Origin of the sequence: Cupriavidus necator (assembly GCF_016127575.1) — a bacterium.
Taxonomy (GTDB): Bacteria; Pseudomonadota; Gammaproteobacteria; order Burkholderiales; family Burkholderiaceae; genus Cupriavidus; species Cupriavidus necator_D.
Genome location: NZ_CP066018.1, coordinates 3,019,794 through 3,045,400 on the forward strand (window position 1 = coordinate 3,019,794; position 25,607 = coordinate 3,045,400).

19 protein-coding genes are annotated in these 25,607 nt (G+C 66.1%); 17 read left to right on the forward strand and 2 right to left on the reverse strand.

Annotated elements, in window-relative coordinates:
- The first annotated feature begins 9 nt into the window (after positions 1 to 9).
- From hrpA to I6H87_RS14155, 6 genes are all read left to right on the forward strand, one after another.
- Positions 10 to 4,047 carry an ATP-dependent RNA helicase HrpA gene (gene hrpA, locus I6H87_RS14130; RefSeq protein ID WP_011615618.1) on the forward strand — a complete coding sequence of 1,346 codons (4,038 nt, stop codon included), beginning with the start codon at positions 10 to 12 and terminating at the stop codon, positions 4,045 to 4,047.
- A 153-nt stretch (positions 4,048 to 4,200) separates the two neighbouring features.
- Entirely contained in the window at positions 4,201 to 5,199 is a 999-nt protein-coding gene (locus I6H87_RS14135) for a YVTN family beta-propeller repeat protein (protein WP_011615617.1), read from the forward strand.
- Positions 5,200 to 5,217: 18 nt separating this feature from the next.
- Positions 5,218 to 6,078 (forward strand): polysaccharide deacetylase family protein, encoded by an 861-nt coding sequence (locus I6H87_RS14140; protein WP_011615616.1) that lies wholly within the window; start codon positions 5,218 to 5,220, stop codon positions 6,076 to 6,078.
- Positions 6,078 to 7,052 carry a sterol desaturase family protein gene (locus I6H87_RS14145; RefSeq protein WP_011615615.1) on the forward strand — a complete coding sequence of 325 codons (975 nt, stop codon included), beginning with the start codon at positions 6,078 to 6,080 and terminating at the stop codon, positions 7,050 to 7,052. The genes I6H87_RS14140 and I6H87_RS14145 overlap by 1 nt, the downstream gene beginning before the upstream one ends.
- A 153-nt stretch (positions 7,053 to 7,205) precedes the next feature.
- A complete protein-coding gene (locus I6H87_RS14150; protein WP_010809451.1) occupies positions 7,206 to 8,105 on the forward strand; it encodes an EI24 domain-containing protein in 900 nt (299 codons plus the stop codon).
- Positions 8,106 to 8,117: 12 nt separating this feature from the next.
- Entirely contained in the window at positions 8,118 to 8,942 is an 825-nt protein-coding gene (locus I6H87_RS14155) for a competence/damage-inducible protein A (protein WP_011615614.1), read from the forward strand.
- Positions 8,943 to 9,010: 68 nt separating this feature from the next.
- Here the strand turns inward: I6H87_RS14155 and I6H87_RS14160 are convergent, their stop codons facing one another.
- Complete coding sequence (locus I6H87_RS14160; RefSeq protein ID WP_010809453.1) at positions 9,011 to 9,475, reverse strand: rhodanese-like domain-containing protein; 465 nt, start codon at positions 9,473 to 9,475, stop codon at positions 9,011 to 9,013.
- A 452-nt stretch (positions 9,476 to 9,927) separates the two neighbouring features.
- Here I6H87_RS14160 and I6H87_RS14165 point away from each other — a divergent pair, with 452 nt between their 5' ends.
- From I6H87_RS14165 to ntrC, 4 genes are all read left to right on the forward strand, one after another.
- Positions 9,928 to 11,343 carry a 3-hydroxylaminophenol mutase gene (locus I6H87_RS14165; RefSeq protein WP_010809454.1) on the forward strand — a complete coding sequence of 472 codons (1,416 nt, stop codon included), beginning with the start codon at positions 9,928 to 9,930 and terminating at the stop codon, positions 11,341 to 11,343.
- Between the two features lie 140 nt (positions 11,344 to 11,483).
- Positions 11,484 to 12,059: a hypothetical protein gene (locus I6H87_RS14170; protein WP_011615613.1), complete on the forward strand. Its 576-nt coding sequence runs from the start codon at positions 11,484 to 11,486 to the stop codon at positions 12,057 to 12,059.
- 4 nt (positions 12,060 to 12,063) lie between these two features.
- A complete protein-coding gene (gene glnL, locus I6H87_RS14175; protein ID WP_010809456.1) occupies positions 12,064 to 13,242 on the forward strand; it encodes a nitrogen regulation protein NR(II) in 1,179 nt (392 codons plus the stop codon).
- Positions 13,243 to 13,329: 87 nt separating this feature from the next.
- Positions 13,330 to 14,877: a nitrogen regulation protein NR(I) gene (ntrC, locus tag I6H87_RS14180; protein ID WP_011615612.1), complete on the forward strand. Its 1,548-nt coding sequence runs from the start codon at positions 13,330 to 13,332 to the stop codon at positions 14,875 to 14,877.
- 74 nt (positions 14,878 to 14,951) lie between these two features.
- Here the strand turns inward: ntrC and I6H87_RS14185 are convergent, their stop codons facing one another.
- Complete coding sequence (locus tag I6H87_RS14185; protein WP_011615611.1) at positions 14,952 to 15,743, reverse strand: HAD-IIB family hydrolase; 792 nt, start codon at positions 15,741 to 15,743, stop codon at positions 14,952 to 14,954.
- A 195-nt stretch (positions 15,744 to 15,938) separates the two neighbouring features.
- On the opposite strand from I6H87_RS14185, the gene ugpB reads away from it, so the two are divergent.
- The 7 genes from ugpB to odhB all read left to right on the forward strand — a co-directional run bounded on the left by ugpB (position 15,939) and on the right by odhB (position 25,559).
- Complete coding sequence (gene ugpB / locus I6H87_RS14190; RefSeq protein ID WP_010809459.1) at positions 15,939 to 17,255, forward strand: sn-glycerol-3-phosphate ABC transporter substrate-binding protein UgpB; 1,317 nt, start codon at positions 15,939 to 15,941, stop codon at positions 17,253 to 17,255.
- A 153-nt stretch (positions 17,256 to 17,408) separates the two neighbouring features.
- Positions 17,409 to 18,290 carry a sn-glycerol-3-phosphate ABC transporter permease UgpA gene (ugpA, locus tag I6H87_RS14195; protein WP_010809460.1) on the forward strand — a complete coding sequence of 294 codons (882 nt, stop codon included), beginning with the start codon at positions 17,409 to 17,411 and terminating at the stop codon, positions 18,288 to 18,290.
- A gap of 12 nt (positions 18,291 to 18,302) precedes the next feature.
- Positions 18,303 to 19,151, forward strand: a complete 849-nt coding sequence (gene ugpE, locus I6H87_RS14200) for a sn-glycerol-3-phosphate ABC transporter permease UgpE (protein ID WP_010809461.1) — start codon at positions 18,303 to 18,305, stop codon at positions 19,149 to 19,151.
- A gap of 37 nt (positions 19,152 to 19,188) precedes the next feature.
- Positions 19,189 to 20,289: a sn-glycerol-3-phosphate import ATP-binding protein UgpC gene (locus tag I6H87_RS14205; RefSeq protein WP_010809462.1), complete on the forward strand. Its 1,101-nt coding sequence runs from the start codon at positions 19,189 to 19,191 to the stop codon at positions 20,287 to 20,289.
- A 1-nt stretch (position 20,290) separates the two neighbouring features.
- The gene (gene ugpQ / locus I6H87_RS14210; RefSeq protein ID WP_010809463.1) at positions 20,291 to 21,037 is read left to right on the forward strand and encodes a glycerophosphodiester phosphodiesterase; all 747 of its coding nucleotides are present in this window, start codon (positions 20,291 to 20,293) and stop codon (positions 21,035 to 21,037) included.
- Positions 21,038 to 21,366: 329 nt separating this feature from the next.
- Positions 21,367 to 24,219 carry a 2-oxoglutarate dehydrogenase E1 component gene (locus tag I6H87_RS14215; RefSeq protein ID WP_010809464.1) on the forward strand — a complete coding sequence of 951 codons (2,853 nt, stop codon included), beginning with the start codon at positions 21,367 to 21,369 and terminating at the stop codon, positions 24,217 to 24,219.
- Between the two features lie 89 nt (positions 24,220 to 24,308).
- The gene (gene odhB, locus I6H87_RS14220; protein ID WP_010809465.1) at positions 24,309 to 25,559 is read left to right on the forward strand and encodes a 2-oxoglutarate dehydrogenase complex dihydrolipoyllysine-residue succinyltransferase; all 1,251 of its coding nucleotides are present in this window, start codon (positions 24,309 to 24,311) and stop codon (positions 25,557 to 25,559) included.
- Positions 25,560 to 25,607 lie beyond the last annotated feature (48 nt).

The window sequence follows — 25,607 nt, forward strand, 5'->3', positions numbered from 1 at the left end:
TCCCGGCCAATGTCAGAACAACGCCCCGTCAAGCCTAAACCACCCGCCGCGCCGCGCCAGCGCGCCGGTGCCGCTCAGCCAGCCTCCCCAACCCAGCCCCGGCCGGCCCCAGGCCCGGCCAGGAAGCCGGACGTCCGTGCGCAGCCAGCCGCTGCCCGGCCGGCCGGTGAAGCCGGGCAGCGCCCGCCACGCGGTCCCCGCGAGGCGCGTGCGCCGCGTGCGCCAAGGCCGGTCAACCCGCTGCCGCCCATCACCTTCCCGGAGGCCCTGCCGGTCTCCGGCCGCCGCGACGAGATCGCCGCGGCGCTGCTGGCCAACCAAGTGGTGATCGTCTCGGGCGAGACCGGCTCGGGCAAGACCACCCAGCTGCCCAAGATCTGCCTGTCGATCGGGCGCGGCCCGGGGCGCGAGGGTGGGGGGCTGATCGGCCACACCCAGCCGCGGCGCATCGCCGCCACCTCGACCGCCAAACGCATTGCGCAGGAGATCGGCACGCCGCTGGGCGAGCACGTGGGCTACCAGGTGCGTTTCAACGACACCATGTCGTCGGGGGCGTCGGTCAAGCTGATGACCGACGGCATCCTGCTGGCCGAGACTCAGAACGATCCGCTGCTGCGCGCCTACGACACGCTGATCATCGATGAGGCGCACGAGCGCAGCCTGAACATCGACTTCCTGATCGGCTACCTGCGCCAGATCCTGCCGAAGCGCCCGGACCTGAAGGTGATCATCACCTCGGCCACCATCGATGCCCAGCGCTTTGCCCAGCATTTCGCCTCGGGCGACAAGCCGGCGCCGGTGATCGAGGTCAGCGGCCGCCTGTACCCGGTGGAAGTGCGCTACCGTCCGATCACCGAGGACGTGCCCGCGGGCGCGCCGCGCAGCCCGCAGGCGCGCGAGCGCGACCTGTACGACGGCATTGTCGAGGCGGTCGACGAGGTGTGCCGCGTCGGCCCGGGCGATGTGCTGGTGTTCCTGCCCGGCGAGCGCGAGATCCGCGAAGCCGCCGAGGCGCTGCGCAAGCACCACCCGCCGCATACCGAGATCCTGCCGCTGTTTGCGCGGCTGTCGGTGCAGGAGCAGGAGCGGGTGTTCAAGCCGTCCAACGCGCGGCGCATCGTGCTGGCGACCAACGTCGCCGAAACCTCGCTGACGGTGCCGGGCATCCGCTACGTGGTCGATACCGGGCTGGCGCGGGTCAAGCGCTACTCGTACCGCAACAAGGTCGAGCAACTGCAGGTCGAGTCGATCTCGCAGGCCGCTGCCAACCAGCGCGCTGGCCGTTGCGGCCGGGTTGCCAACGGCGTGTGCATCCGGCTGTATGAGGAGTCCGATTTCGCCGGCCGGCCGCGCTTTACCGACCCCGAGATCCTGCGCTCGTCGCTGGCCGCGGTGATCCTGCGCATGAAGGCGCTGCGGCTGACCGAGATCGAGTCGTTCCCGTTTATCGAGCCGCCGCTGGGCCGCGCCGTTGCCGACGGCTACCAGCTGCTGCAGGAACTGGGCGCGGTCGACGACGCCAACCAGCTTACCGGCACCGGGCGCCAGCTGGCCAAGCTGCCGCTGGACCCGCGCGTGGCGCGCATGATCCTGGCCGCGCGCGAGCATCACTGCCTGCGCGAGGTGCTGGTCATCGCCAGCGCGCTGTCGGTGCAGGACCCGCGCGACCGCCCGCAGGAGGCGCAGGAAGCCGCCGACCAGGCGCACCGCAAGTTCATGGACGAGAAGTCCGAGTTCCTGGGCTGGGTCAGGCTGTGGAAGTGGTTCGAGGACGCGGTCGCGCACAAGAAGTCCAACCGCCAGCTGCAGGACCAGTGCCGCGCCCACTTCCTGTCGCACCTGCGGCTGCGCGAGTGGCGCGACGTGCATTCGCAACTGCTGACCACGGTGACCGAGCAGGGCTGGCGCCTGAACGACAGCGAGCCCACCTATGAGCAGGTGCACAAGGCGCTGCTGACCGGCCTGCTGGGCAATGTCGGCTGCCGCATCGAGGATGGCGACGGCAAGGGCCGCGAATACCTGGGCGCGCGCGGCATCAAGTTCCACCTGTGGCCGGGCTCGCTGATCGCGCGCAAGGTCGGGCGCTGGATCGTCGCGGCCGAGCTGGTCGAGACCAGCCGGCTGTTCGCGCGCACGCTGGCGCGCATCGAGCCGGAGTGGCTGGAACAGGTGGGCCGTCACCTGCTCAAGGTCAGCTGGAGCGATCCGCACTGGGAAAAGAAGGCGGGCCAGGTGCTGGCGCTGGAGCGCGCCACGCTGTACGGGCTGGTGGTCTACCAGCACCGGCGCGTGCACTACGGCCCGATGAACCCGCAGGAAGCGCGCGAGATCTTTATCCGCCGTGCGCTGGTCGAGGGCGAGTTCGACACGCGCCTGCCGTTCTACGCGCACAACCAGCGCCTGGTGCGCGAGATCGAGAACCTGGAGCACAAGTCGCGCCGCCAGGACGTGCTGGTCGACGACGAACTGATCTACGCCTTCTACGATCGCGCGATTCCCGCCGACATCTGCCAGCAGGCCAGCTTCGAGCAGTGGTACCAGGCAGAGAGCGGCAAGGACCGCAAGCTGCTGTACCTGAACCGCGACGAGCTGATGCGGCACGAGGCGGCCGGCATCACCACCGACCTGTTCCCCAAGGCCATGAACGTGGCCGGGGTGGACATGGGGCTGACCTACCACTTCGAGCCAGGCAGCCACCGCGACGGCGTGACCCTGACCGTGCCGCTGTACGCACTCAACCAGGTGCGCCAGGAGCGTGCCGACTGGCTGGTGCCGGGCATGATCAAGGAGAAGGTGCACCTGCTGCTCAAGTCGCTGCCGCAGAAGCTGCGCCGCCACTGCGTGCCGCTGCCGGAATATGCCGCGGCCTTTGTCGCGCGCCAGCCGCTTGGCGAGGGCGAGCTGCTGGACGTGCTGATTGCCGATATCCGCGAGCAGACCGGCACCATGGTCAAGCGCGCCGACTTCAAGCTGGAAACGCTGCCCGCGCACCATACGATGAACTTCAAGGTGGTCGACGAGCACGGCCGCCAGCTTGAGATGGGCCGCAACCTGGCCCAGCTGCGCGCCGAGCTGGGCGGGCAGGCGCAGCAGTCGTTCCAGCGGGTGGCCGCGCAAGCCGCGGCACAGGCGGCAACCCAGGCCCCGGAGCAGGCGGCGCCGCTGGCCGCGGCCGAGCCCGGCAAGTACGAGGGACTGACCGGCTGGACCTTCGGTGAGCTGCCCGAGCTGCTGGAGATCCGCAAGGGCAGCCAGACCCTGTTCGGCTACCCCGCGCTGGTCGATCGCGGCACGCACTGCGACGTGGAAGTCTTCGACGACCCGCAGGAAGCCGCCCGCGTCCACCACCTGGGGCTGCGCCGGCTGTTTGCGCTGCAGCTGCGCGAGCAGGTCAAGTTCATCGAGAAGAACATCCCGGGCCTGCAGCAGATGGCGATGCAGTACATGACGCTGGGCACGCAGGAGATGCTGCGCGAACAGGTCGTGATGCTGGCGCTGGAGCGTGCCTGCATGCAGGCGCCGCTGCCGCGCAACGAGGCCGAGTTCAATGCACGCAAGGATGAGGGCCGCACCCGGCTGTCGCTGCTGGCGCAGGAGATCGCGCGGCTGGTGGGGACCATCCTGGCCGAGTACGCCGGACTGCCGCGCAAGCTGCTGCAGGCCAAGCCGTTCGCCGGGCCCCATGCGGACATGGAAGCGCAGCTCGGGCGGCTGATGGGCAAGCGCTTTGTCGACGAGACCCCATACACGCAACTGGTCCATTTCCCGCGCTACCTGAAGGGCATCGCCATGCGGGTGGACAAGCTCAAGGGCGACCCGGCGCGCGACACCCAGCGCACGCAGGAGATGGCGCCGCTGGTGCAGCAGTGGCAGCGGGCCGAAAAGCAGCTGCGCACTCAGGGCCGCGGCGGCGAGGACGCGCGGCTGGAGGAATTCCGCTGGATGCTGGAGGAGCTGCGCATCGCGCTGTTCGCCCAGGAGCTGCGCACACCGGTGCCGATGTCGGTCAAGCGGCTGCAGAAAGTGTGGGAATCGATGCAGCGCTGAGCGCCGGCGCGGGGCGCAATGCCGGGGCGAACCGCAAATGGTCGCTCCGGCGCAACAATCTGCCAAAATCTTGATCGAGTTCGGCCGCGGCGTCAGCGGATTTTCGTGCTCAACCGTTAGAATCGCCGGTTCAGTCTTCTTCTGGCGGGTCTTATGTTTGCGCTGCGGTTCGCATTGCGTCGTGTTGTAGCTGGTGGTTTCACGGTGGGCGCCCTGGCGCTGGGCCTGCTGGCCGCACCGGCATCGGCGGAAGTGGTGGTGATCCTGAATTCAGGTGATGCAACCGTCACGCTAATCGACAAGAATACCCAGAAGGTGCTGGAGACCTTCCCGATCGGCAAGGAACCGCACCACCTGATCGCAACGCCGGACGACAAGTCGCTGATCGTTGCCAACGCGGTCGGCAACGACCTGGTGTTCCTGGACCCGGTCTCGGGCAAGGTCCAGCAGCGCGTGCCCAATGTCGACGACCCGTACCAGATCGGCTTCTCGCCGGACCAGAAGTGGTTTGTCGCCACCGGCAACCGGCTCGACCGTGTCGACCTCTACCGCTGGGACGGCAAGGCGCTGAAGCTGGCCAAACAGTTCCCGCTGGCCAAGACCCCCAGCCATATCGCCTTTACCGCCGACAGCCGCATCGCCTTCATCACGCTGCAGGACTCCAATGAGGTGGCAGCCATCGACCTGGTCACGCAGAACGTGATGTGGCGCATGGAAACCGGCTCGGCGCCGGCGGGCATCTGGGTCACGCCGGACCAGAAATACCTGCTGGTCGGCATGACCGGGGCTGATTACGTGGCCGTGATCGACTGGCGCACGCGCACGGTGGTCAAGCAGATCCAGACCGGCAAGGGCGCGCACAACTTCCGCGCGGTCGGCGACAAGCGCCACCTGTTCCTCAGCAACCGGGTCACGAGCAGCATCAGCATCATCGACCAGCAGACGCTGGCCAAGGTCGGCGACATCACCGGCCTGCCGCCGGGCCCGGACGACATGGAGCTGACCGCCGACGGCAAGACGCTGTGGGTCACCTTCCGCTGGGCGCGCTCGGTCGGCCTGGTCGACGTGGCCAGCCGCAAGCTGGTCAAGACCGTGCGCGTCGGGCGCTCGCCGCACGGCATCTATTTCCGCACTCGCGCGCCGCTGTATTGACCGGGCAGGGCAGGGACCATGGACGATACCAGGGCATCGCGATCCGGACGGCTGGGCAGGCTGCTGGCTGCGCTGGCGCTTGCCTGCGTCCTGCCGTCGGCGCTGCAGGCGGCTGACGTGCCCAAGCCTGGCGCCAAGGCGTGCCCGGCCGGCACGCTTTACCTGACCTTCGACACCGGCAGCATGAGCCAGGCGCAGTTGATCGCCGATACGCTGCGCCGCCACCATATCCGCGCCACCTTCTTCCTGGCCAATGAGCCGACCGTGCGCCAGGACAGTTCGCTGGACCCATCCTGGGCGCCGTACTGGAAGTCACTGGTGGCCGACGGCCACGCCTTTGGCACGCATACCTTCGACCATGTCTACCTGCGCAGCGTGCACGCCGGGCATGTGACCATGAGGCCGCAGTTCGGCACGCAGGCGGGCAAGGACATGGTCATGGACGCGGCCGGATTCTGCCAGGAGCTGCGGCGCAGCGCCGACGCCTTCCACGGCATGACCGGCGCCGCCATGGTGCCGCTGTGGCGCGCCCCGGGCGGGCGCACCGCCCCGCAGACGGTGCAATGGGCCGAGCAGTGCGGCTTCCGCCACGTCGGCTGGGCGCCGGCCGGGTTCCTGGGCGACGAGCTGTCGTCCGACCGCTATCCCAACGCGGCGCTGCTGGAACGCGCGCTGGCCAACCTGCGCGACGGCGATATCACCATGGCGCACCTGGGCATCTGGTCGCGCAAGGATCCGTGGGCGCCCGGCGTGCTGGAGCCGCTGCTCGCCGGCCTTGAGCGCAAGGGATTCTGTTTCGCGACGCTGCGCGAGCACCCGGCCTACCGCGACTGGATCGCCAGGCCGCAGCCAGTCGGGCAAAAGGAGGGCAGGCGCTGATGTGGGAGACGCTGAACGGCTGGATCGGCCAGGTCGAGGGCACGCTGTTCCAGGACGTGGTGCTGCCCGTGGTCTACGACCTCGGGTTTGGCCGCTATGCCGAGGAAGCCTTCACCGGCACCGAGTGGCTGCTGGTGGGCCTGGTGCAGATCGTGGTGATGGCATTGATCCTGGGGCCGCTGGAGAAATGGCGCCCGGTCGAGCCGGTATCCGACCGCGCCGGCATCCGCACCGATATCTTCTACACGGTGATCCACCGGCTCGGGCTGTTCCGGCTGGCCATGTTCTTCCTGCTCGCGCCGCTGACCGACGCCCTGGAAGGCGACCTGCGGCTGATGGGCTGGCACCGCATCAATGTGGAAGACTGGTGGCCGGGCGTGACCTCGGTGCCGCTGGTCAGCTTCTTTGTCTACCTGCTGCTGTTCGACTTCCTCGACTACTGGTACCACCGGCTGTCGCATTCGTTCCGCTGGTGGTGGCATCTGCATGCGGTGCACCACAGCCAGCGCCAGATGACGCTGTGGAGCGACAACCGCAACCACCTGCTGGACGACATGCTGCGCGATCTGGTGTTCGCGCTGGTGGCGCTGGGCGTGGGCGTGGAGCCGTCGCAGTACGTGCTGCTGGTGGCGTTGTCGCAGTTGCTGCAGAGCCTGCAGCATGCCAACGTGCGACTGCACTTCGGCGCCATCGGCGAGCGGCTGCTGATCTCGCCGCGCTTTCATCGCACCCACCACGCCGTGGGCATCGGCCATGAGGCCGACGGCGCACCGGCCAAGCTGGGCGGCTGCAACTACGGCGTGATCTTCCCGTGGTGGGACATGCTGCTCGGCACCGCGGTCTTCACCGAGACCTACCACCCGACCGGCATCCGCGACCAGCTGCCGCCGCCGCTGGGCAAGGGCCACGACTACGGCGCGGGCTTCCTGGCGCACCAGTGGTACGGCATCAAGCGGCTGCTGCGGCTGCGCTGAAACGGCGGGTCTGGAGGTAGTCCTCCACCCGCGGCGCAACACGGCGCGCCGCGGCGGCAAGCGGCGTATGCTAGTGTTCCGGGTTGCCGCCGGTCCGGCCCAGTCGGACTTCTGCCGCGCCCGGCGCCTTTCCTCCTGTCTGCCTTCGACTGCATGAACGATATCTTCCGCTCGTTTGGCCGCGCGCTGGTCAGCCAGCTGCATCCCCGCATGCTGATGCTGACCGTGCTGCCTTTCGTCCTGGCCACGCTGCTGTGGGGCGGTCTGCTCTGGTGGGGCTGGGACCCCATCATGGGCGCCACGCGCAGCTTCCTGGAGACCTCCATCCTGACCAGCTGGATCTACAGCGCGCTCGACTGGTTCGGCCTGCAATCGATGCGCACCATCGTGGCGCCGCTGTTCGTGGCGGCACTGGCAATCCCGCTGGTGATTGCCTCGATGCTGATGTTTATCGGCGTGTTCTCGGTGCCGGCGGTGGTGCGCCACCTGGAGCGCAGCTACCCGGACCTGGCCAAGGCCCATGGCGGCAGCATCCTGGGCAGCGTGTTCCAGTCGCTGGGCAGCACGCTGGTGTTCCTGGTGCTGGTGCTGGTGACGCTGCCGCTGTGGCTGATCCCGCCGTTCTTTGCGCTGATCCCGCCGGTGCTGTGGGGCTGGCTGACCTACCGCGTGATGACGTATGACGCGCTCGCCGACCACGCCAGCGCCGAAGAGCGCAAGACGCTGGTGCGCCGCCACCGCACGCCGCTGCTGGTGATCGGGGTGGCGGTGGGGCTGCTGGGCTCGGCGCCGACGCTGCTGTGGGTGTCGTCGGCGGCGGTGATCTTCCTGTTTCCGTTCGTGCTGGCCGGCACGCTGTGGCTGTATGTGCTGATCTTTATCTTCTCGGCGCTGTGGTTCGGCCACTTCTGCCTGCGCGCGCTGGCGCAGCTGCGGGCCGAGCGCGCGGCGGTGCCGGCCCAGCCGCCGGCGCATCAGCCGGACCAGCCGGCGCTTGACGGCGACGTCATCGACCTGGCGCCGAGCGACGTGCGCCGCATCGAAAATTCCTGAAGCGAGGGCAATATGGGTTTTGGCCTGATCGTCATTGGCGACGAGATCCTGTCGGGGCGGCGTGAAGACAAGCATCTGCGCCGCACCATCGAACTGCTGGGCGCGCGCGGGCTGGCGCTGGACTGGGCCGAATACGTCGGCGATGACCGAGCCCGCATCACCGCCACGCTGCGGCGCACGCTGGCCGGCCCGGACGTGGTGTTCTGCACCGGCGGCATCGGCGCCACGCCGGACGATCACACCCGCCAGTGCGTGGCCGCCGCGCTGGGCGTGCCGCTGGTGCTGCATCCCGAGGCGCGCGAACTGATTGCGCTGCGCATTGCCGAGACCGCGGGCGGCGACCCGGTCAAGGCCGACCTGAATCAGCCGGAAAACCAGCACCGCTTCAAAATGGGCGAGTTCCCCAAGGGCGCGCGCATCATTCCCAACAGCTACAACCGCATCCCGGGCTTTTCGGTCGGTCACCACCACTTCATGCCGGGATTCCCGGTGATGGCATGGCCGATGATGGAATGGGTGCTGGACCACGACTATGCGCACCTGTTCCACCAGGTGCAGCAGCAGGAGCGGGCCTTCTACGTGTTCGAGGCGCCGGAGTCCACGCTGACGCCGCTGATGGAGAAGGTCGAAGCGGCGCATCCGGGCATCCGCGTGTTCAGCCTGCCCTCGGTCGGCGACGTGCAGCGCGGCGACCGCTTCGCGCGCCGCCATATCGACCTGGGGGTCAAGGGCCCGGCCGATCTGCTGGCACCGGCCTATGCGATGCTGCTCGCAGGCGTGCAGGCGATGGGGTTCGAGATCGTGGAGCAGCCGCCGCGCGAAGCGGCGCAGGCTTAAGGCGGCACGGGTCGCAAGAAGAAGGGGCAGCCTTGGCTGCCCCTTCTCTCATTCTGGCCCGACCGCGATCAGGCGCCGTGCCACGGCAGTCCGCGCACGCACCAGCCTTCAACAGTCTTGCGGTGGTGGTGGTCGTCGCGGTTGCCCTCGAAGCCTTCCAGCACGTCCATGGCGAAGTGGTAGCCGGCTTCGGTGGCCACGCGCGCGGCGTGCTTGGAGCGCGCCGCGCTGCGGCACAGGAACAGCACCGGCACGTCGGCCGGAACGCGTGCCCTCAGCTCTTCGACAAAGCGGGCATTCTGCGCACCGCCCGGATAGGACATCCATTCGACATGGGCGAACTGCGCATCCGGCACGTCAACGCCGCCGACCCAGTCCAGTTCGGCCTGGGTGCGCACGTCGACCAGCACGGCGGAAGGATCGTTCTGCAGCAGCGCAAAGGCTTCCTGCGGCGACAGCGCGCCAAAATACGGGAGCTGGTTCTGTTGCTGGCGCTGGCGGGCGGCCTGGAGGAGATCGTCTCGGGTGGTCATCTGCGTGACAAATTTGAGGAATGGAATTGGAGGCGGCAAAGCCGCAACGCACTATTCTATAGCGCCGGGCCGATTCGAAGCCTCATTGACTGCTGTTGGGGCGTCGGGTGACTCCTTTTGGTGCATCCGCACTGTTCAAGTGCGACGCCTTGCTGAATGCACCATTGTGGTGTTTTATTAGGGGGCGCTACGCCGAAATGCGTGTAACCGGTGCGCCACTCGGCAGCCGAGCCGCTGCTTCGCTTACGCCGCCGCGGTGCGCGGTTCGCCGACGTTGCACTTTTTTCGGGCTGCCGGTGGCGGTGGGGCGTTCGCATGGCACGCTTTCTGCTAACATTCTTCGTCCTTTCGTGGCTGGTCGGGACGGCGCGGCAGAGCATGCATCGGCGCCGGTGACGACAGGCCCAAGAATTGGCTTTCTCAGACTTCCGCCGAATATCCAGGAGATTGGCATGGCCCACAGCGTTGCAGACGTGATGAAGCTGGTGAAGGAAAACGACGTCAAGTTCGTCGATTTCCGTTTCACCGATACCAAAGGCAAGGAGCAACACGTGTCCGTGCCCGTGTCGCACTTCGATGAAGACAAGTTCGAAAGCGGCCACGCCTTCGACGGTTCGTCGATCGCCGGCTGGAAGGGTATCGAAGCTTCAGACATGCTGCTGATGCCGGATTCGAACACCGCCCACATCGACCCGTTCTACGAAGAGCCGACGCTGGTGCTGTCCTGCGACGTGGTCGAGCCGTCGGACGGCAAGGGCTATGACCGCGACCCGCGTTCCATCGCCAAGCGCGCCGAAGCCTACCTGAAGAGCACCGGCCTGGGCGACACCGCTTTCTTTGGTCCGGAGCCCGAGTTCTTCATCTTCGACGGCGTGACCTGGAACGTCGACATGCAAGGCTGCTTCGTGAAGATCCATTCCGAAGAAGCCCCGTGGTCGTCGGCCAAGGAATTCGAGCACGGCAACAGCGGCCACCGTCCGGGCAAGAAGGGCGGCTACTTCCCGGTCGCCCCGATCGACACCTTCCAGGACATGCGTTCGGAAATGTGCCTGATCCTGGAATCGCTGGGCATCCCCGTTGAAGTCCACCACCACGAAGTGGCTGGCCAGGGCCAGAACGAAATCGGCACCCGCTTCAGCACGCTGGTGCAGCGCGCCGACTGGACCCAGATGCAGAAGTACGTGATCCAGAACGTCGCCCACACCTACGGCAAGACCGCCACCTTCATGCCGAAGCCGATCGTTGGCGACAACGGTTCGGGCATGCACGTGCACCAGTCCGTGTGGAAGGACGGCCAGAACCTGTTCGCGGGCAACGGCTACGCCGGCCTGTCGGAATTCGCGCTGTACTACATCGGCGGCATCATCAAGCACGCCCGTGCCCTGAATGCCATCACCAACCCGGGCACGAACTCGTACAAGCGCCTGGTGCCGGGCTTCGAAGCTCCGGTGAAGCTGGCCTACTCGGCCCGCAACCGCTCGGCTTCGATCCGCATCCCGTATGTGGCCAACCCGAAGGGCCGCCGCATCGAGACCCGCTTCCCGGATCCGCTGATGAACCCGTACCTGGGCTTCTCGGCGCTGCTGATGGCCGGCCTGGATGGCGTGATGAACAAGATCCACCCGGGCGAAGCTGCCGACAAGAACCTGTACGACCTGCCGCCGGAAGAGGATGCAAAGATCCCGACCGTGTGCTCGAGCCTGGACCAGGCGCTGGAGTACCTGGACAACGACCGCGAGTTCCTGACCCGCGGCGGCGTGTTCTCGAACTCGATGATCGATGCCTACATCGAACTGAAGATGGAAGAAGTCACGCGTTTCCGCATGACCACGCACCCGGTCGAGTTCGAAATGTACTACTCGCTGTAAGCGGCCTTTGCCCGGGAATGACGCAGGTTGTGGCCGGGCAACAGTTGCACCAGAAAGGGGCGGCTTCGGCTGTCCCTTTTTGCTTTGCTCGCTAGAATGGGGAATCGTGTTCCATCCCGTTCAAGCCTAACGCCATGTTCATGGACGCCTCTTCACGCACGGCCCGCCGGACCCTGACCTTGCCCCGATCTCTGCACCAATTTCGTCTCGGATTCCCTGTTCTGGTGAGTGCTGTGGCGCTGACGCTGGGCGCGTGGGCCGGGCAGTCTTCCGCGCAGTCCTCGGACGTCTATGTCTGCACCGGGCCCAATGGCGTGCCCGAGTATCGCAATGGCAACGCGGGCAAGGGCTGCAAGAAGCTGAACCTGCCGGAGGTGGTGACGGTCCCGGGCGGGCGTACCGCTGCGCCGGCCAAGGGCGCTGGCAGCACCGCCGGCGCGGCGGCTGGCGGCACCAGCTTCCCGCGCGTGGACAGTGCCACGCAGAAGAGCCGCGACGGTGAGCGCCGCGCGGTGCTCTCGCAGGAGCTGCAGGCCGAAGAGGCCAAGCTGCAGGCGCTGCGTGCCGAGTACAACAACGGCCAGCCGGAGCGCCAGGGCAATGAGCGCAACTATCAGAAATACCTCGATCGCACGGCAGCGCTGCGCGACGACATCGCCCGCAGCGAGGCCAATGCGGCGTCGCTGCGGCGCGAGCTTGGCAATTTGAAGGACTAGTCTTATGCGTCGCCTGATTCGCGGAGTGTCGCGCAAGGCCAGCGGTGCCGACGGCGCCCGTGGCGAATCGCCGGCGGCTGATGCGGCGCCGGCCGAAGGCAGCGCCCAGGTGCTGACCATGGGCGCCGTGGCGTTCCATGCCGGCCTGGACGTAGTGGCCAACCCGGTGCTGCTGGTGCAGCAGCCGGGGCTGCGCGTCGTCTTTGCGAACCCGGCCGCTGAAGCCACCTTCGGCGTGTCGCGCAAGGGCATGGTGGAGCTGACGCTGCCTGACCTGTTCGGGCGTTCCGATGAGCTGCACAGCATGATCGACACCGTGGTCACGCGGCAGTTCGACGTGCGCCGGCAGGACCTGATCCTGCACCCGCCGCTGCAGGAGCCGGCCCATGTGCACGTGGTGATCTCCGCGCTGGAAGCGGTCGGCGACACCGTGGTGGTGGAAATCCTGCCCAATGAACAGAAGGTGCGCAGCGAACGCGAAGAACGCATCCTGGACCTGACCTCGGCCAACAAGGAACTGATCCGCAACCTGGCCCACGAAATCAAGAACCCGCTGGGCGGCATTCGCGGCGCGGCGCAGCTGCTGGAGTTCGAGCTGCCGGAGCGCTCGCTGCGCGAATACACGCAGGTCATCATCAAGGAATCGGACCGGCTGCAGACGCTGGTGGACCGGCTGCTGGAGCCGCACCGGCATCCGCATATCGTGTCCAGCCTGAATATCCACGAAGTGCTGGAGCGCGTGCGCTCGGTGGTGCTGGCGGAGTTCCCCAACGGGCTGGAGATCGTGCGCGACTACGACGCCAGCCTGCCCGAGCTGCAGGGCGACATGGAGCAACTGATCCAGGCCGTGCTCAACATCGTGCACAACGCCGCGCAGGCGCTGGCCGACCGCATGGCGCGCGGCGATGCACAGATCGTGCTGCGCACGCGCGTGGCGCGCCAGGTCACGATTGCCAAGCGCTTGTTCAAGCTGGCATTGGACTTGCATGTCATCGACAACGGCCCGGGAATTTCCGAAGACATCCGCGAACGCATCTTCTATCCGCTGGTATCGGGCAGGGATGGCGGCAGCGGACTCGGTCTCACACTCGCTCAAACCTTCGTGCAGCAGCACGAGGGCTTGATCGAATGCGAGAGCAGGCCGGGCTGTACCGACTTCCGCATCCTGCTGCCGCTGCACTAGCTTTTGCTGCCGTCCGCGAGCGATGGTGCATCCGCCGTGGCCGGGCATGCGGAAGACCAAATGACACCGAGCAGACAAGCGACGCACATGAAGCCGATCTGGATAGTCGACGACGATCAATCAATCCGCTGGGTCCTGGAAAAGGCCCTGGCCCGTGAAAGCCTGCTCTCGCGCAGCTTCACCAATGTGCGGGATGCGCTGGCCGCGCTGGAAGAAGACCAGCCCCAGGTGCTGATATCGGATATCCGCATGCCCGGCGGATCGGGCCTGGACCTGCTGCAGGCCATCAAGGCGCGGCATCCGGGCCTGCCGGTCATCGTGATGACGGCCTACTCTGACCTGGACAGCGCCGTGGCCGCGTTCCAGGGCGGTGCCTTCGAATACCTGGCCAAGCCCTTCGATGTCGACAAGGCGGTTGAGCTGATCCGCCGCGCGCTGGAAGAAAGCCTGCGCGAGGAAGAACTGGACGACCGCCTCGTCGATGCGCCCGAGATCCTCGGCCAGGCGCCGGCGATGCAGGACGTGTTCCGCGCCATCGGCCGGCTCTCGCAGTCCAACGTGACGGTGATGATCACCGGCGAGTCTGGCACCGGCAAGGAGCTGGTCGCACGCGCGCTGCACAAGCACAGCCCGCGTGCCAACGGTCCCTTTATCGCGCTCAATACCGCGGCCATCCCCAAGGACCTGCTCGAATCCGAACTGTTCGGCCATGAGCGCGGCGCCTTCACCGGTGCGCAGACCATGCGGCGCGGCCGCTTCGAGCAGGCCGAGGGCGGCACGCTGTTCCTCGACGAAATCGGCGATATGCCGTTCGACCTGCAGACGCGCCTGCTGCGCGTGCTGTCCGATGGCAACTTCTATCGTGTCGGCGGCCACAACCCCTTGCGCGCCAATGTGCGCGTGATTGCCGCCACCCACCAGAACCTGGAGCTGCGCGTCAAGGAAGGGCTGTTCCGCGAGGACTTGTTCCACCGCCTGAACGTGATCCGGTTGCGCCTGCCGCCGCTGCGCGAACGCCCGGAGGACATCACGCTGCTGGCGCGTCATTTCCTGCAGAAGAGCGCCAAGGAACTGGGCGTCGAGCCCAAGCGCATGTCCGACGAAGCGCTGGCCTATGTCAGCACGCTGCCATTCCCCGGCAACGTGCGCCAGCTGGAGAACCTGTGCAACTGGCTGACCGTGATGGCGCCGGCCCAGACCATCGAGGTCAAGGACCTGCCGCGCGAGATGCTGGAAGCCGGCACCAGCGAGCCGGTCAATGCGCCGCGGCCCGAGCGCGTTGCCGAAGCGCGCGCGCCCGAGTATGAAAGCGCGCCTGACCTGGCCGACTACGGCGGCTACGCGACGACGGTGGCAGAGGCCGACACGGCCACCGCAGTCCGGCCCGCGTCCGTGGCGACGGTGGTCCCGGCCCTGGCCTCGGCCGGCTGGGAAAGCCTGCTCGCCGGCGAAGCACGGGCAATGCTCGAAGCCGGCCAGCCGGAGGTCATGGATGTGCTGACGCGCCGCTTCGAGAAGGCCGTGCTGGAGGCCGCGCTGGGTGTCACGCGCGGGCGCCGCGTCGAGGCGGCGACCCGGCTCGGGATCGGGCGCAATACCATCACGCGCAAGCTGCAGGAGCTTGGGTTCGACTGAGCCAGGGCAGGGCGGGTGACCAGAAAAACCGGCCGGGACTTTCCCGGCCGGTTTTCTTGTTTTGCGTGAGGTATTCAGCCGCGCGCTTCGACCAGCCGCTGCGCCATCTCGGCAAAGCCCTCGCCACCGGCCGCTGCGGTGATATAGGCCGGCGGCACCGGCAGCTGCGGCAGGATGTCGCGCACATTGGCCACGCCAACCGACAGCGGAAAGTGGGCGAACATGCTGGCATCGTTGGCCGAATCGCCGATAAACAGCCATTCGTCGCGGCGCGCGTCCACGTCTTCGCCCAGCAGTTCGGCCACGCACAGCCTGCTCATCGACAGCTTGTCGTGCAGGCCGAACCAGCCGTTGACATGGATCGAGCTGACCGTGGCGGTCATGCCGGCCTCGCGCATGATGGCGGCGATGCGGGCCACGGCGTCTGCAGGCAACGGCGCGACGTCCTCGGCATGGTCGATGGCCAGGTCGGCGGCATGCCAGGCCTGGTCCGAGGCCAGCGCGCAGCCCGGCACTTCGCGCACGATGCGCTGGCCCAGCGCTTCGATGCGCTCCAGGTTGCGCGCGCGCGTGGCGGCATCGTCCAGGAAGCGGGTCTGCAGGCGGCCGTTGTGCAAGTGCGAGTAGAACGCACCGTTCTCGCCGATGATGGCGTCGACCGGCCACAGCCGGGTCAGGATCTCGGCCCAGGCGATGCAGCGCCCGGTGACCGGGATCACGTGCAGGCCCGCGCGGCGCAGCCCGTCGAGCGCCAGGTAGGTCGAGGCCGGCAGCCGCCCGTCGGTGGTCAGGGTGCCGTCGATGTCGGTCAGCACGCCGCGCACGCGCTGCAGCACGGAATTAGAGAGCTTGTTCAGGGATTGCATGGCGGGCCATTGTAACCGCGGATCTGGCGGCAATTTCCCTTATTGCACTGCAAAAGGCATCGTACTGGCCATACTGGTGAATCTGCTGATTTGCTAGCTCAGGTGCGACAGGCGTAACATGCCGCTGTCACAAAAAAATCACATACTGTCGGATTTTCGACCGACCGGAACAGACAGACCAAAGGAGAGCCACCGATGTCCTTATCCCGTACCGTGCTCAAACTCGCAGCGCTGGCAGCCCTGACCGGGGCCGGCAGCGCCCACGCCGCCGTTGAAATCCAGTGGTGGCACGCCATGCAGGGCGCCCTGAACGACAAGGTGAACGAGATCGCCAACAAGTTCAACGCCAGCCAGTCCGAATACAAGGTGGTGCCGGTCAACAAGGGCAACTACGACGAAACCATGGCTGCGGGCATTGCGGCCTTCCGCGCCGGTGGCTCGCCCGCCATCCTGCAGGTGTTTGAAGTGGGCACCGCCACCATGATGAGCGCCAAGGGCGCGATCAAGCCGGTATCGGCGGTGATGAAGGACGCCGGCGAGAAGTTCGACCAGAAGGCCTATATCCCGGCGGTGGCGGGCTACTACACCTCGTCCAAGGGCGAGATGCTGTCGTTCCCGTTCAACAGCTCGACCACGGTGTTCTACTACAACAAGGACGCCTTCAAGAAGGCCGGCCTGGATCCGGAAAAGCCGCCCAAGACCTGGCCCGAGGTGATGCAGTACTCGGCCAAGCTCAAGGCCTCGGGCACCAACTGCGCCTACACCACCGACTGGCAGGGCTGGGTCCACCTGGAGAGCTTCTCGGCCTGGCACAACACGCTGTACGCGACCAAGAACAACGGCTTCGGCGGCACCGACACGCGCCTGCTCTTCAACAGCCCGCTGCACGTCAAGCACATCACCAACCTGCAGGACATGGTGAAGAAGGGCTATTTCAGCTACGGCGGGCGCAAGGCTGAGTCGCAGGCCAAGTTCTACAACGGCGAGTGCGCGATGTTCACCGGCTCGTCGGCATCGCTGGCCAATATCCGCAAGAATGCCAAGTTCGCGTTCGCGGTGGCACAGCTGCCGTATTACCCGGAGGTGCAGGGTGCCCCGCAGAACACCATCATCGGCGGCGCTTCGCTGTGGGTGATGGGCGGCAAGAAGCCCGACGAGTACAAGGGCGTGGCCAAGTTCTTCAATTTCCTGTCGCGCCCCGAGATCCAGTCTGACTGGCACCAGGCCACCGGCTACCTGCCGGTGACGATGGCCGCCTACGAGATGACGAAGAAATCGGGCTACTACGACAAGAACCCGGGTGCCGATGTGTCGGTGCAGCAGATGGTGGTCAAGACCACCGACAAGTCGCGCGGCGTGCGCCTGGGCAACATGGTGCAGATCCGCACCGTGGTGGACGAGGAACTGGAAGCCGTCTGGGCCGGCAAGAAGGAGCCCAAGGCGGCGCTGGACTCGGCCGTGGCCCGCGGCAATGATCTGCTGGAGCGCTTCCAGAAGACTGCCCGCGAGTAAGCCGGCATAGCCAGCAAGCTGATGTGACAATCGGGCGGTGGCGAAACCTCCGCCCGATTGCATTGTGGACGGCCCTGTCTCACCGATCGGGGCCCTCCGCAACTCCGTACCTAGTCCGATGCCGCGACCCGCAGCATTCGCCGGAATCCGTTCATGGAAAAACGCGTCGTTTTCCGTTCGCCGTGGCTGCCGTATCTGCTGGTGTTGCCGCAGATCGCGATCACGCTGATCTTCTTCTTCCTGCCCGCCGGGCAGGCGCTGTACCAGTCGATGCTGCAGCAGGATGCCTTCGGCATCAACCTTGAGTTCGTCGGCCTCGACAACTTCCGCATGCTGTGGAACGACCCGCTGTACGTGGAGTCGTTCCAGACCACCGCCATCTTTGCCGTGGGCGTGACCGTGGTGGGCCTGACTACCGCGCTGCTGCTGGCCTATTTTGCCGACCGCATCATCCGCGGCGCCGTCGGCTACAAGACGTTGCTGATCTGGCCGTATGCGGTGGCGCCGGCCGTGGCCGGCGTGCTGTGGATGTTCATGTTCAACCCGACGCTGGGCGTGGTGTCCTATGCGCTGCGCAAGCTCGGCGTGGAATGGAACTTCCTGCTCAATGGCGACCAGGCATTGCTGCTGGTGGTGCTGGCCGCCGCCTGGAAGCAGATCAGCTACAACTTCCTGTTCTTCCTGGCGGGTCTGCAGAGCATCCCGCGCTCGCTGATCGAGGCCGCCGCCATCGACGGCGCCGGCCCATGGCGCCGCTTCTGGTCGATCATGTTCCCGCTGCTGTCGCCGACCACCTTCTTCCTGATGGTGATCAACGTGGTCTACGCGTTCTTCGATACCTTCGCGATCATCGACGCGGTCACCCACGGCGGCCCGTTCAATTCGACCAACACGCTGGTCTACAAGGTCTTCCATGACGGCTTCCGCGGCATGGACATCGGGGGCTCGGCCGCGCAGTCGGTGGTGCTGATGGTGATCGTGATCGCGCTGACCGTGGTGCAGTTCCGCTATGTTGAACGCAAGGTCCAGTACTGACGGAGACAGCACATGGTAGAACGTCGCCCCTTCCTTGATTTCCTGAGCCATGCGGTGCTGATCCTGGGCATCGTGATCGTGGTGTTCCCGGTGTACCTGACCTTCGTTGCGTCCACGCTGACCGCCGAAGAGGTGCTGGACGCGCCGATGACGCTGATCCCAGGCAGCCACCTGATCGAGAACTATCGCACCGTGCTGTTCCAGGGCGTGGGCGAGGCCGCATCGCCTGTCTCGACCATGATGAAGAACAGCCTGATCATGGCGCTGGGCATTGCGCTGGGCAAGATCGCGATCTCGATCATCTCGGCCTTTGCCATCGTCTATTTCAAGTTCCCGCTGCGCAAGACCTTCTTCTGGCTGATCTTCATCACGCTGATGCTGCCGGTGGAGGTGCGCATCCTGCCGACCTACAAGGTGGTGTCGGACCTCGGCATGCTGGACAGTTACTTTGGCCTGACCGTCCCGATCATCGCGTCGGCCACCGCCACCTTCCTGTTCCGCCAGTTCTTCCTGACCATTCCGGACGAGCTGGCCGAGGCCGCGCGCATCGACGGCGCCGGGCCGCTGCGATTCTTCTGGGACGTGGTGCTGCCGCTGTCGCGCACCAGCATCGCCGCGCTCTTCGTGATCCAGTTTATCTACGGCTGGAACCAGTACCTGTGGCCGCTGCTGATCACCACGCAGAAGTCGATGACGCCGGTGGTGGTGGGCGTGACGCAGATGATCTCGCGCTCGGGTGACGCGGCCACCGACTGGAACCTGGTGATGGCCACCGTGATGCTGGCGATGATCCCGCCGGCGGTGGTGGTGGTGCTGATGCAGAAGTGGTTCGTCAAGGGCCTGGTCGAAACGGAAAAATAAGGCGCGGTGGCCACGAGCCACGCGCAGGACAACAGCAATGGCAAAACTGTCGCTACGCAACGTTCAGAAAACCTACGCCGGCAGCGTCCAGGTGGTGCACGGCATCGACATGGAGATCGCCGACGGCGAATTCATCGTCATCGTCGGCCCCTCGGGCTGCGGCAAGTCCACGCTGCTGCGCATGGTGGCGGGGCTGGAAACCATCACCGGCGGCGAAATCCATATCGGCGACAAGGTCGTGAATAACCTGGAGCCGGCCGAGCGGGACATCGCCATGGTGTTCCAGAACTACGCGCTCTATCCGCATATGAGCGTGTACGACAACATGGCCTACGGCCTGAAGATCCGCGGCATGGCCAAGGCCGAGATCGCGCAGCGGGTGAACCATGCCGCCGGCATCCTGGAGCTGGCGCCGCTGCTGGACCGCAAGCCGCGCCAGCTATCGGGCGGACAGCGCCAGCGCGTGGCCATGGGCCGCGCCATCGTGCGCGAGCCGGCGGTGTTCCTGTTCGACGAGCCGCTGTCCAACCTGGACGCCAAGCTGCGCGTGCAGATGCGGCTGGAACTGAAGGAGCTGCACCGGCGCCTGGGCACCACCAGCCTGTACGTCACGCACGACCAGGTCGAGGCGATGACGCTGGCCGACCGCATGATGGTGCTCAACGCCGGACGCGTCGAGCAGATCGGCACGCCGCTGGAAGTCTATTCGCGTCCGGCCAGCACCTTCGTGGCCGGCTTTATCGGCTCGCCGCCGATGAACCTGATCCCGGTGGCGCGCAACGCCGGCGGCGACACTGGCGCGCAGATGCGCGTGGTGGCGAAGGAAGGCGAGGCCGCCAACGCCACGCTGGGGCACCTGCCGATGGGGCTGCACCTGCCGGAGCAGGCACTGCTGGGGCTGCGCCCGGAGCATATCGAGCCGTGCGCCGCGCATGAGGCCATCGCCGAAGTCGATGTGCGCGTGGTCGAGGCCCTCGGCGCGGATTCCTTTGCCTATGGCTCGCTTGGCGGACAGGCGGTGGTGGTGCGCCTGGACAGCCATGCGCACGTGCGCGCCGGCGACCGCCTGCCGGTGACGTCGTCGGCGGAGCACCTGCATTTCTTTGCGCCCGATACGGGCAAGCGCATCGAGGCCTGACATGACCAGCGTAACCGACACTGCCTGGCGGTACCCGAGCCATATCGCGCACCGCGGCGCCGGCAAGCTGGCGCCGGAGAACACGCTGGCAGCGTTTCGCCACGGCGCCGGCTTTGGCTACCGGATGTTCGAGTTCGACGTGAAGCTGTCGGCCGACGGCAAGCCGGTGCTGATGCACGACGCCACGCTGGACCGCACCACCAGCGGCCAGGGCAGGGTGGATGCGCTGACACTGGGCGAACTCGCGCAGCTGGACGCCGGCACGTGGCACAGCCCCGCCTTCGCCGGCGAGCCCGTGCCGACGCTGGCGGCCATCGCACGCTATACCCAGGCCAACGGCTTGATGGTCAATATCGAGATCAAGCCAGTGCCCGGCACCGAGGCGCGCACCGGTGCGGCAGTGGCGCTGGACGCGCAGTCGCTGTGGGCGGCTGCCGCGGTGCCGCCGTTGCTGTCATCGTTTTCTGAAGAGGCGCTGGCCGCCGCGGCGCGCGTCGCGCCGGACCTGCCGCGCGCGCTGCTGCTCGACCAGCTGCCCGCGGACTGGCTGGAGCGGCTGCGCCGGCTGGGCTGCGTGGCGCTGGATGCCAACCACCGCGAACTGGATGCCGGCGTGATCGCCGCCGCGCACGCGGCCGGTTTCCGGGTCCTCTGCTATACCGTGAACGATCCGGCGCGGGCGGCGCAGTTGCTGGCCTGGGGCCTGGACGGGCTGATCACAGACGCCGTCGACCAGATCGCGCCTTGATTCAAATTGTTGTGCGGGTGTTGCTAGTTCGCTGATTGCGAACCGAATTGTCGTGGGTAGGTGTTTCGTATCGCGAAAAGTCCACATTGATCAAAGGCAATTCATGCTATTCTTAACGCCGTGAAGACTTTAGGTCCTTCCCCGCACAACTTGCCCTTTCGGGCCTTGTGAGGAAGCCATCACACGCGGCACCCAAGCGGTGCCGTTTGTGTAGGCGCCTCAGTTGGGCTCCCAAGAGTTGTTTGCGATCCGCTAACCGGTCAAGCCGTGTCGCGGAAGGTTGAATAACCCGCTGAACTCCGGCATTCCCGGAGAATAGTGAGCGTCCCATGATGCAGCAGTATCAGAGCAACTCGTACCTCTTCGGCGGTAACGCCCCGTATGTCGAAGAACTGTACGAGGCCTACCTCCAGAACCCCGCCTCGGTTCCCGACAATTGGCGCGCGTATTTCGACGCCATGCAGAACGTTCCTGCGGTCGACGGCTCGAACGGCCGGGATATCCCCCACGCCCCCATCGTTGCCTCGTTCGCCGAGCGCGCCAAGCAAGGCCCCATCAGGACCATCGTTGCCTCGGCCGATTCCGACATGGGCCGCAAGCGCGTCGCTGCTACCCAGCTGATCGCCGCCTACCGCAACATCGGTTCGCACTGGGCCGACCTGGATCCGCTCAAGCGCCAGGAGCGTCCGCCCCTGCCGGATCTGGACCCGGCGTTCTACGGTTTCTCCGAAGCAGACCTCGACATCGTCTTCAATGCCAGCAATACCTACTTTGGCAAGGAGTCGATGAGCCTGCGCGAGCTGCTCAACAACCTGCGCGAAACCTACTGCGGCACCATCGGTTTCGAATTCATGTACGTGAGCGACCAGGCGCAGAAGCGCTGGTGGCAGGAGCGCCTGGAAACCACGCGTTCCAAGCCCGTGTTCACGCTGGAAAAGAAGAAGCACATCCTGGACCGCCTGACCGCGGCTGAAGGCCTGGAGCGCTTCCTGCACACCAAGTACGTCGGCCAGAAGCGCTTCTCGCTGGAAGGCGGCGAAAGCTTCATCGCCGCCATGGACGAGCTGATCCAGCACGCCGGCAGCAAGGGCGTGCAGGAAATCGTGATCGGCATGGCCCACCGTGGCCGCCTGAACGTGCTGGTCAACACCCTGGGCAAGATGCCCGCCGACCTGTTCGCCGAATTCGAAGGCAAGCACGTCGACGACCTGCCGGCCGGTGACGTCAAGTACCACAAGGGCTTCTCGAGCGATGTCTCGACCGAAGGCGGCCCGGTCCACCTGTCGCTGGCGTTCAATCCGTCGCACCTGGAAATCGTCAACCCGGTGGTCGAAGGCTCGGCCAAGGCCCGCCAGGAACGCCGCGGCGAAGTCGGCCACAAGGAAGTGCTGCCGGTGCAGGTGCACGGCGATGCGGCCTTTGCCGGCCAGGGCGTGGTGATGGAGACGCTGAACCTCGCGCAGACCCGCGGCTACGGCACGGGCGGCTCGATGCACATCGTCATCAACAACCAGATCGGCTTCACTACCTCCGACCCGCGCGACGCGCGTTCGACGCTGTACTGCACGGACGTGGTCAAGATGATCGAGGCCCCGGTGCTGCACGTGAACGGCGACGATCCCGAAGCCGTGGTGTACGCCATGCAGCTGGCCGTGGACTTCCGCATGGAGTTCAAGAAGGATGTCGTGGTCGACATCATCTGCTTCCGCAAGCTGGGCCACAACGAGCAGGACACCCCGGCGGTCACGCAGCCGCTGATGTACAAGAAGATCGCCCAGCACCCCGGCACGCGCAAGCTGTACGCTGACAAGCTGGCCGCGCAGAACCTGGTCCCGGCCGAGTTCGGCGACGAGAAGGTCAAGGCATACCGCGCCGCGATGGACGCCGGCAAGCACACCGCCGACCCCGTCCTGTCGAACTTCAAGAACAAGTTCGCCGTGGACTGGATGCCGTTCCTGAACCGCAAGTGGACCGACGCCGCCGACACCGCCGTGCCGGTGACCGAGCTCAAGCGCCTGGCCGAACGCATCACCACCACGCCTGAGACCCTGAAGCTGCACCCGCTGGTGGAGAAGGTCGTCAAGGACCGCGCCAACATGGGCCGCGGCGACCAGCCGCTGGACTGGGGCATGGGTGAGCACCTGGCCTTCGCCTCGCTGGTGTCGTCGGGCTACCCGGTGCGTATCACCGGCCAGGACGCTGGCCGCGGCACCTTCACCCACCGCCACGCCGTGCTGCACGACCAGGCCCGCGAGCGCTGGGATGCCGGCAGCTACGTGCCGCTGCAGAACGTGTCGGAAAACCAGGCACCGTTCACGGTGATCGACTCGGTGCTGTCCGAAGAGGCCGTGCTCGGCTTCGAATACGGCTACTCGGCCGCCGAACCGAACGCGCTGGTGATCTGGGAAGCCCAGTTCGGCGACTTCGTCAACGGCGCCCAGGTGGTGATCGACCAGTTCATCTCGTCGGGTGAAGTAAAGTGGGGCCGTGCCTCGGGCCTGACGCTGATGCTGCCGCACGGCTACGAAGGCCAGGGCCCGGAACACAGCTCGGCCCGTATCGAGCGCTTCCTGCAGCTTTGCGCGGACCACAACATGCAGGTCTGCCAGCCGACCACGCCGGCCCAGATCTTCCACCTGCTGCGCCGACAGATGATCCGTCTGTTCCGCAAGCCGCTGGTGATCATGACGCCGAAGTCGCTGCTGCGTAACAAGGACGCTGTGTCGCCGCTGTCGGACCTGGCCAAGGGCCACTTCGAGACGGTCATCCCTGACCACGAAGAGCTCAACGCCAGCAAGGTCAAGCGCGTCATCATGTGCTCGGGCAAGGTCTACTACGACCTGGTCAACACGCGCAAGGAACGCGAGGCCAATGATACGGCGGTGATCCGCCTGGAACAGCTGTATCCGTTCCCGCACAAGGCTGTGGCAGCAGAACTCAAGAAGTATCCGAACGCCACCGAAATCGTGTGGTGCCAGGACGAGCCGCAGAACCAGGGTGCCTGGTTCTTCGTGCAGCACTACATCATGGAAAACATGACGGATGGCCAGAAGCTCGGTTATGCCGGTCGTCCCGCTTCGGCTTCGCCGGCAGTGGGCTACTACGCAAAGCACAACGAGCAACAGAAGGCGCTGCTGGAGGCTGCCTTCGCCAAGCTCAAGGGCTTTGTTCTGACCAAGTAATCAAGCGGCAGCTACGGCGGCGCGCGCAGACGGCCGCCGTGGCATAGCCAGCATAAAGACAACACGCATAACACGAGGAATTCACAACCATGGCTATCGTTGACGTCAAGGTTCCGCAGCTCTCCGAATCGGTCGCCGAAGCGACCATGCTCAACTGGAAGAAGAAGCCGGGCGAGGCTGTTGCACAGGACGAAATCCTGATCGAGATCGAAACCGACAAGGTCGTGCTGGAAGTGCCGGCCCCGTCGGCTGGTGTCCTGTCGATTATCGTCAAGAACGACGGCGACACCGTCGTGGCCGATGAGATCATCGCCAAGATCGACACCGAAGCCACCGCTGGCGCCGCCGCACCGGCTGCTGCCGCTCCGGCACCTGCCGCCGCTGCCCCGGCACCTGCCGCTGCTGTCGCCGCTCCGGCCGCCGCAGGTGGTGTGGCGATGCCGTCGGCTGCCAAGCTGATGGCAGAAGCCGGCCTGTCGGCTGGCCAGGTTGCAGGCACCGGCAAGGACGGCCGCATCACCAAGGGTGACGCGCTGGCCGCTGCTGCTGCCCCGGCCGCCAAGGCTGCTCCGGCTCCGGCTGCCGCCAAGCCGGCGCTGCAGCAGGTTTCGGCCCCGGTTGACTTTGCCGCGCTGGGCGACCGCCCGGAAGAGCGCGTGCCGATGAGCCGTCTGCGCGCCCGTATCGCCGAGCGCCTGCTGCAATCGCAATCGACCAACGCCATCCTCACCACCTTCAATGAAGTGAACATGAAGCCGGTGATGGACCTGCGCAACAAGTACAAGGACCGCTTCGAGAAGGAACACGGCGTCAAGCTGGGCTTCATGTCGTTCTTCGTCAAGGCCGCGGTGCACGCGCTGAAGAAGTTCCCGCTGATCAATGCTTCGATCGACGGCAACGACATTGTCTACCACGGCTACTTCGACATCGGCATCGCCGTGGGTTCGCCGCGTGGCCTGGTGGTGCCCATCCTGCGCAATGCCGACCAGATGAGCCTGGCCGACATCGAGAAGAAGATTGCCGAGTTCGGCGTCAAGGCCCGTGACGGCAAGCTGTCGCTGGAAGAACTGACCGGCGGTACCTTCTCGATCTCCAACGGCGGCGTGTTCGGTTCGATGCTGTCGACCCCGATCATCAACCCGCCGCAATCGGCCATCCTGGGCGTGCACGCCACCAAGGACCGCCCGGTGGTGGAAGACGGCCAGATCGTGATCCGCCCGATGAACTACCTGGCGATGTCTTATGACCACCGCATCATCGACGGCCGTGAAGCCGTGCTGGGCCTGGTGGCCATGAAGGACGCGCTGGAAGATCCGGCCCGCCTGCTGCTGGACCTGTAATTAACGGTCCCCCCGCGCACGCCTGCCGTGCGCGGGGCGCGCTTCCCC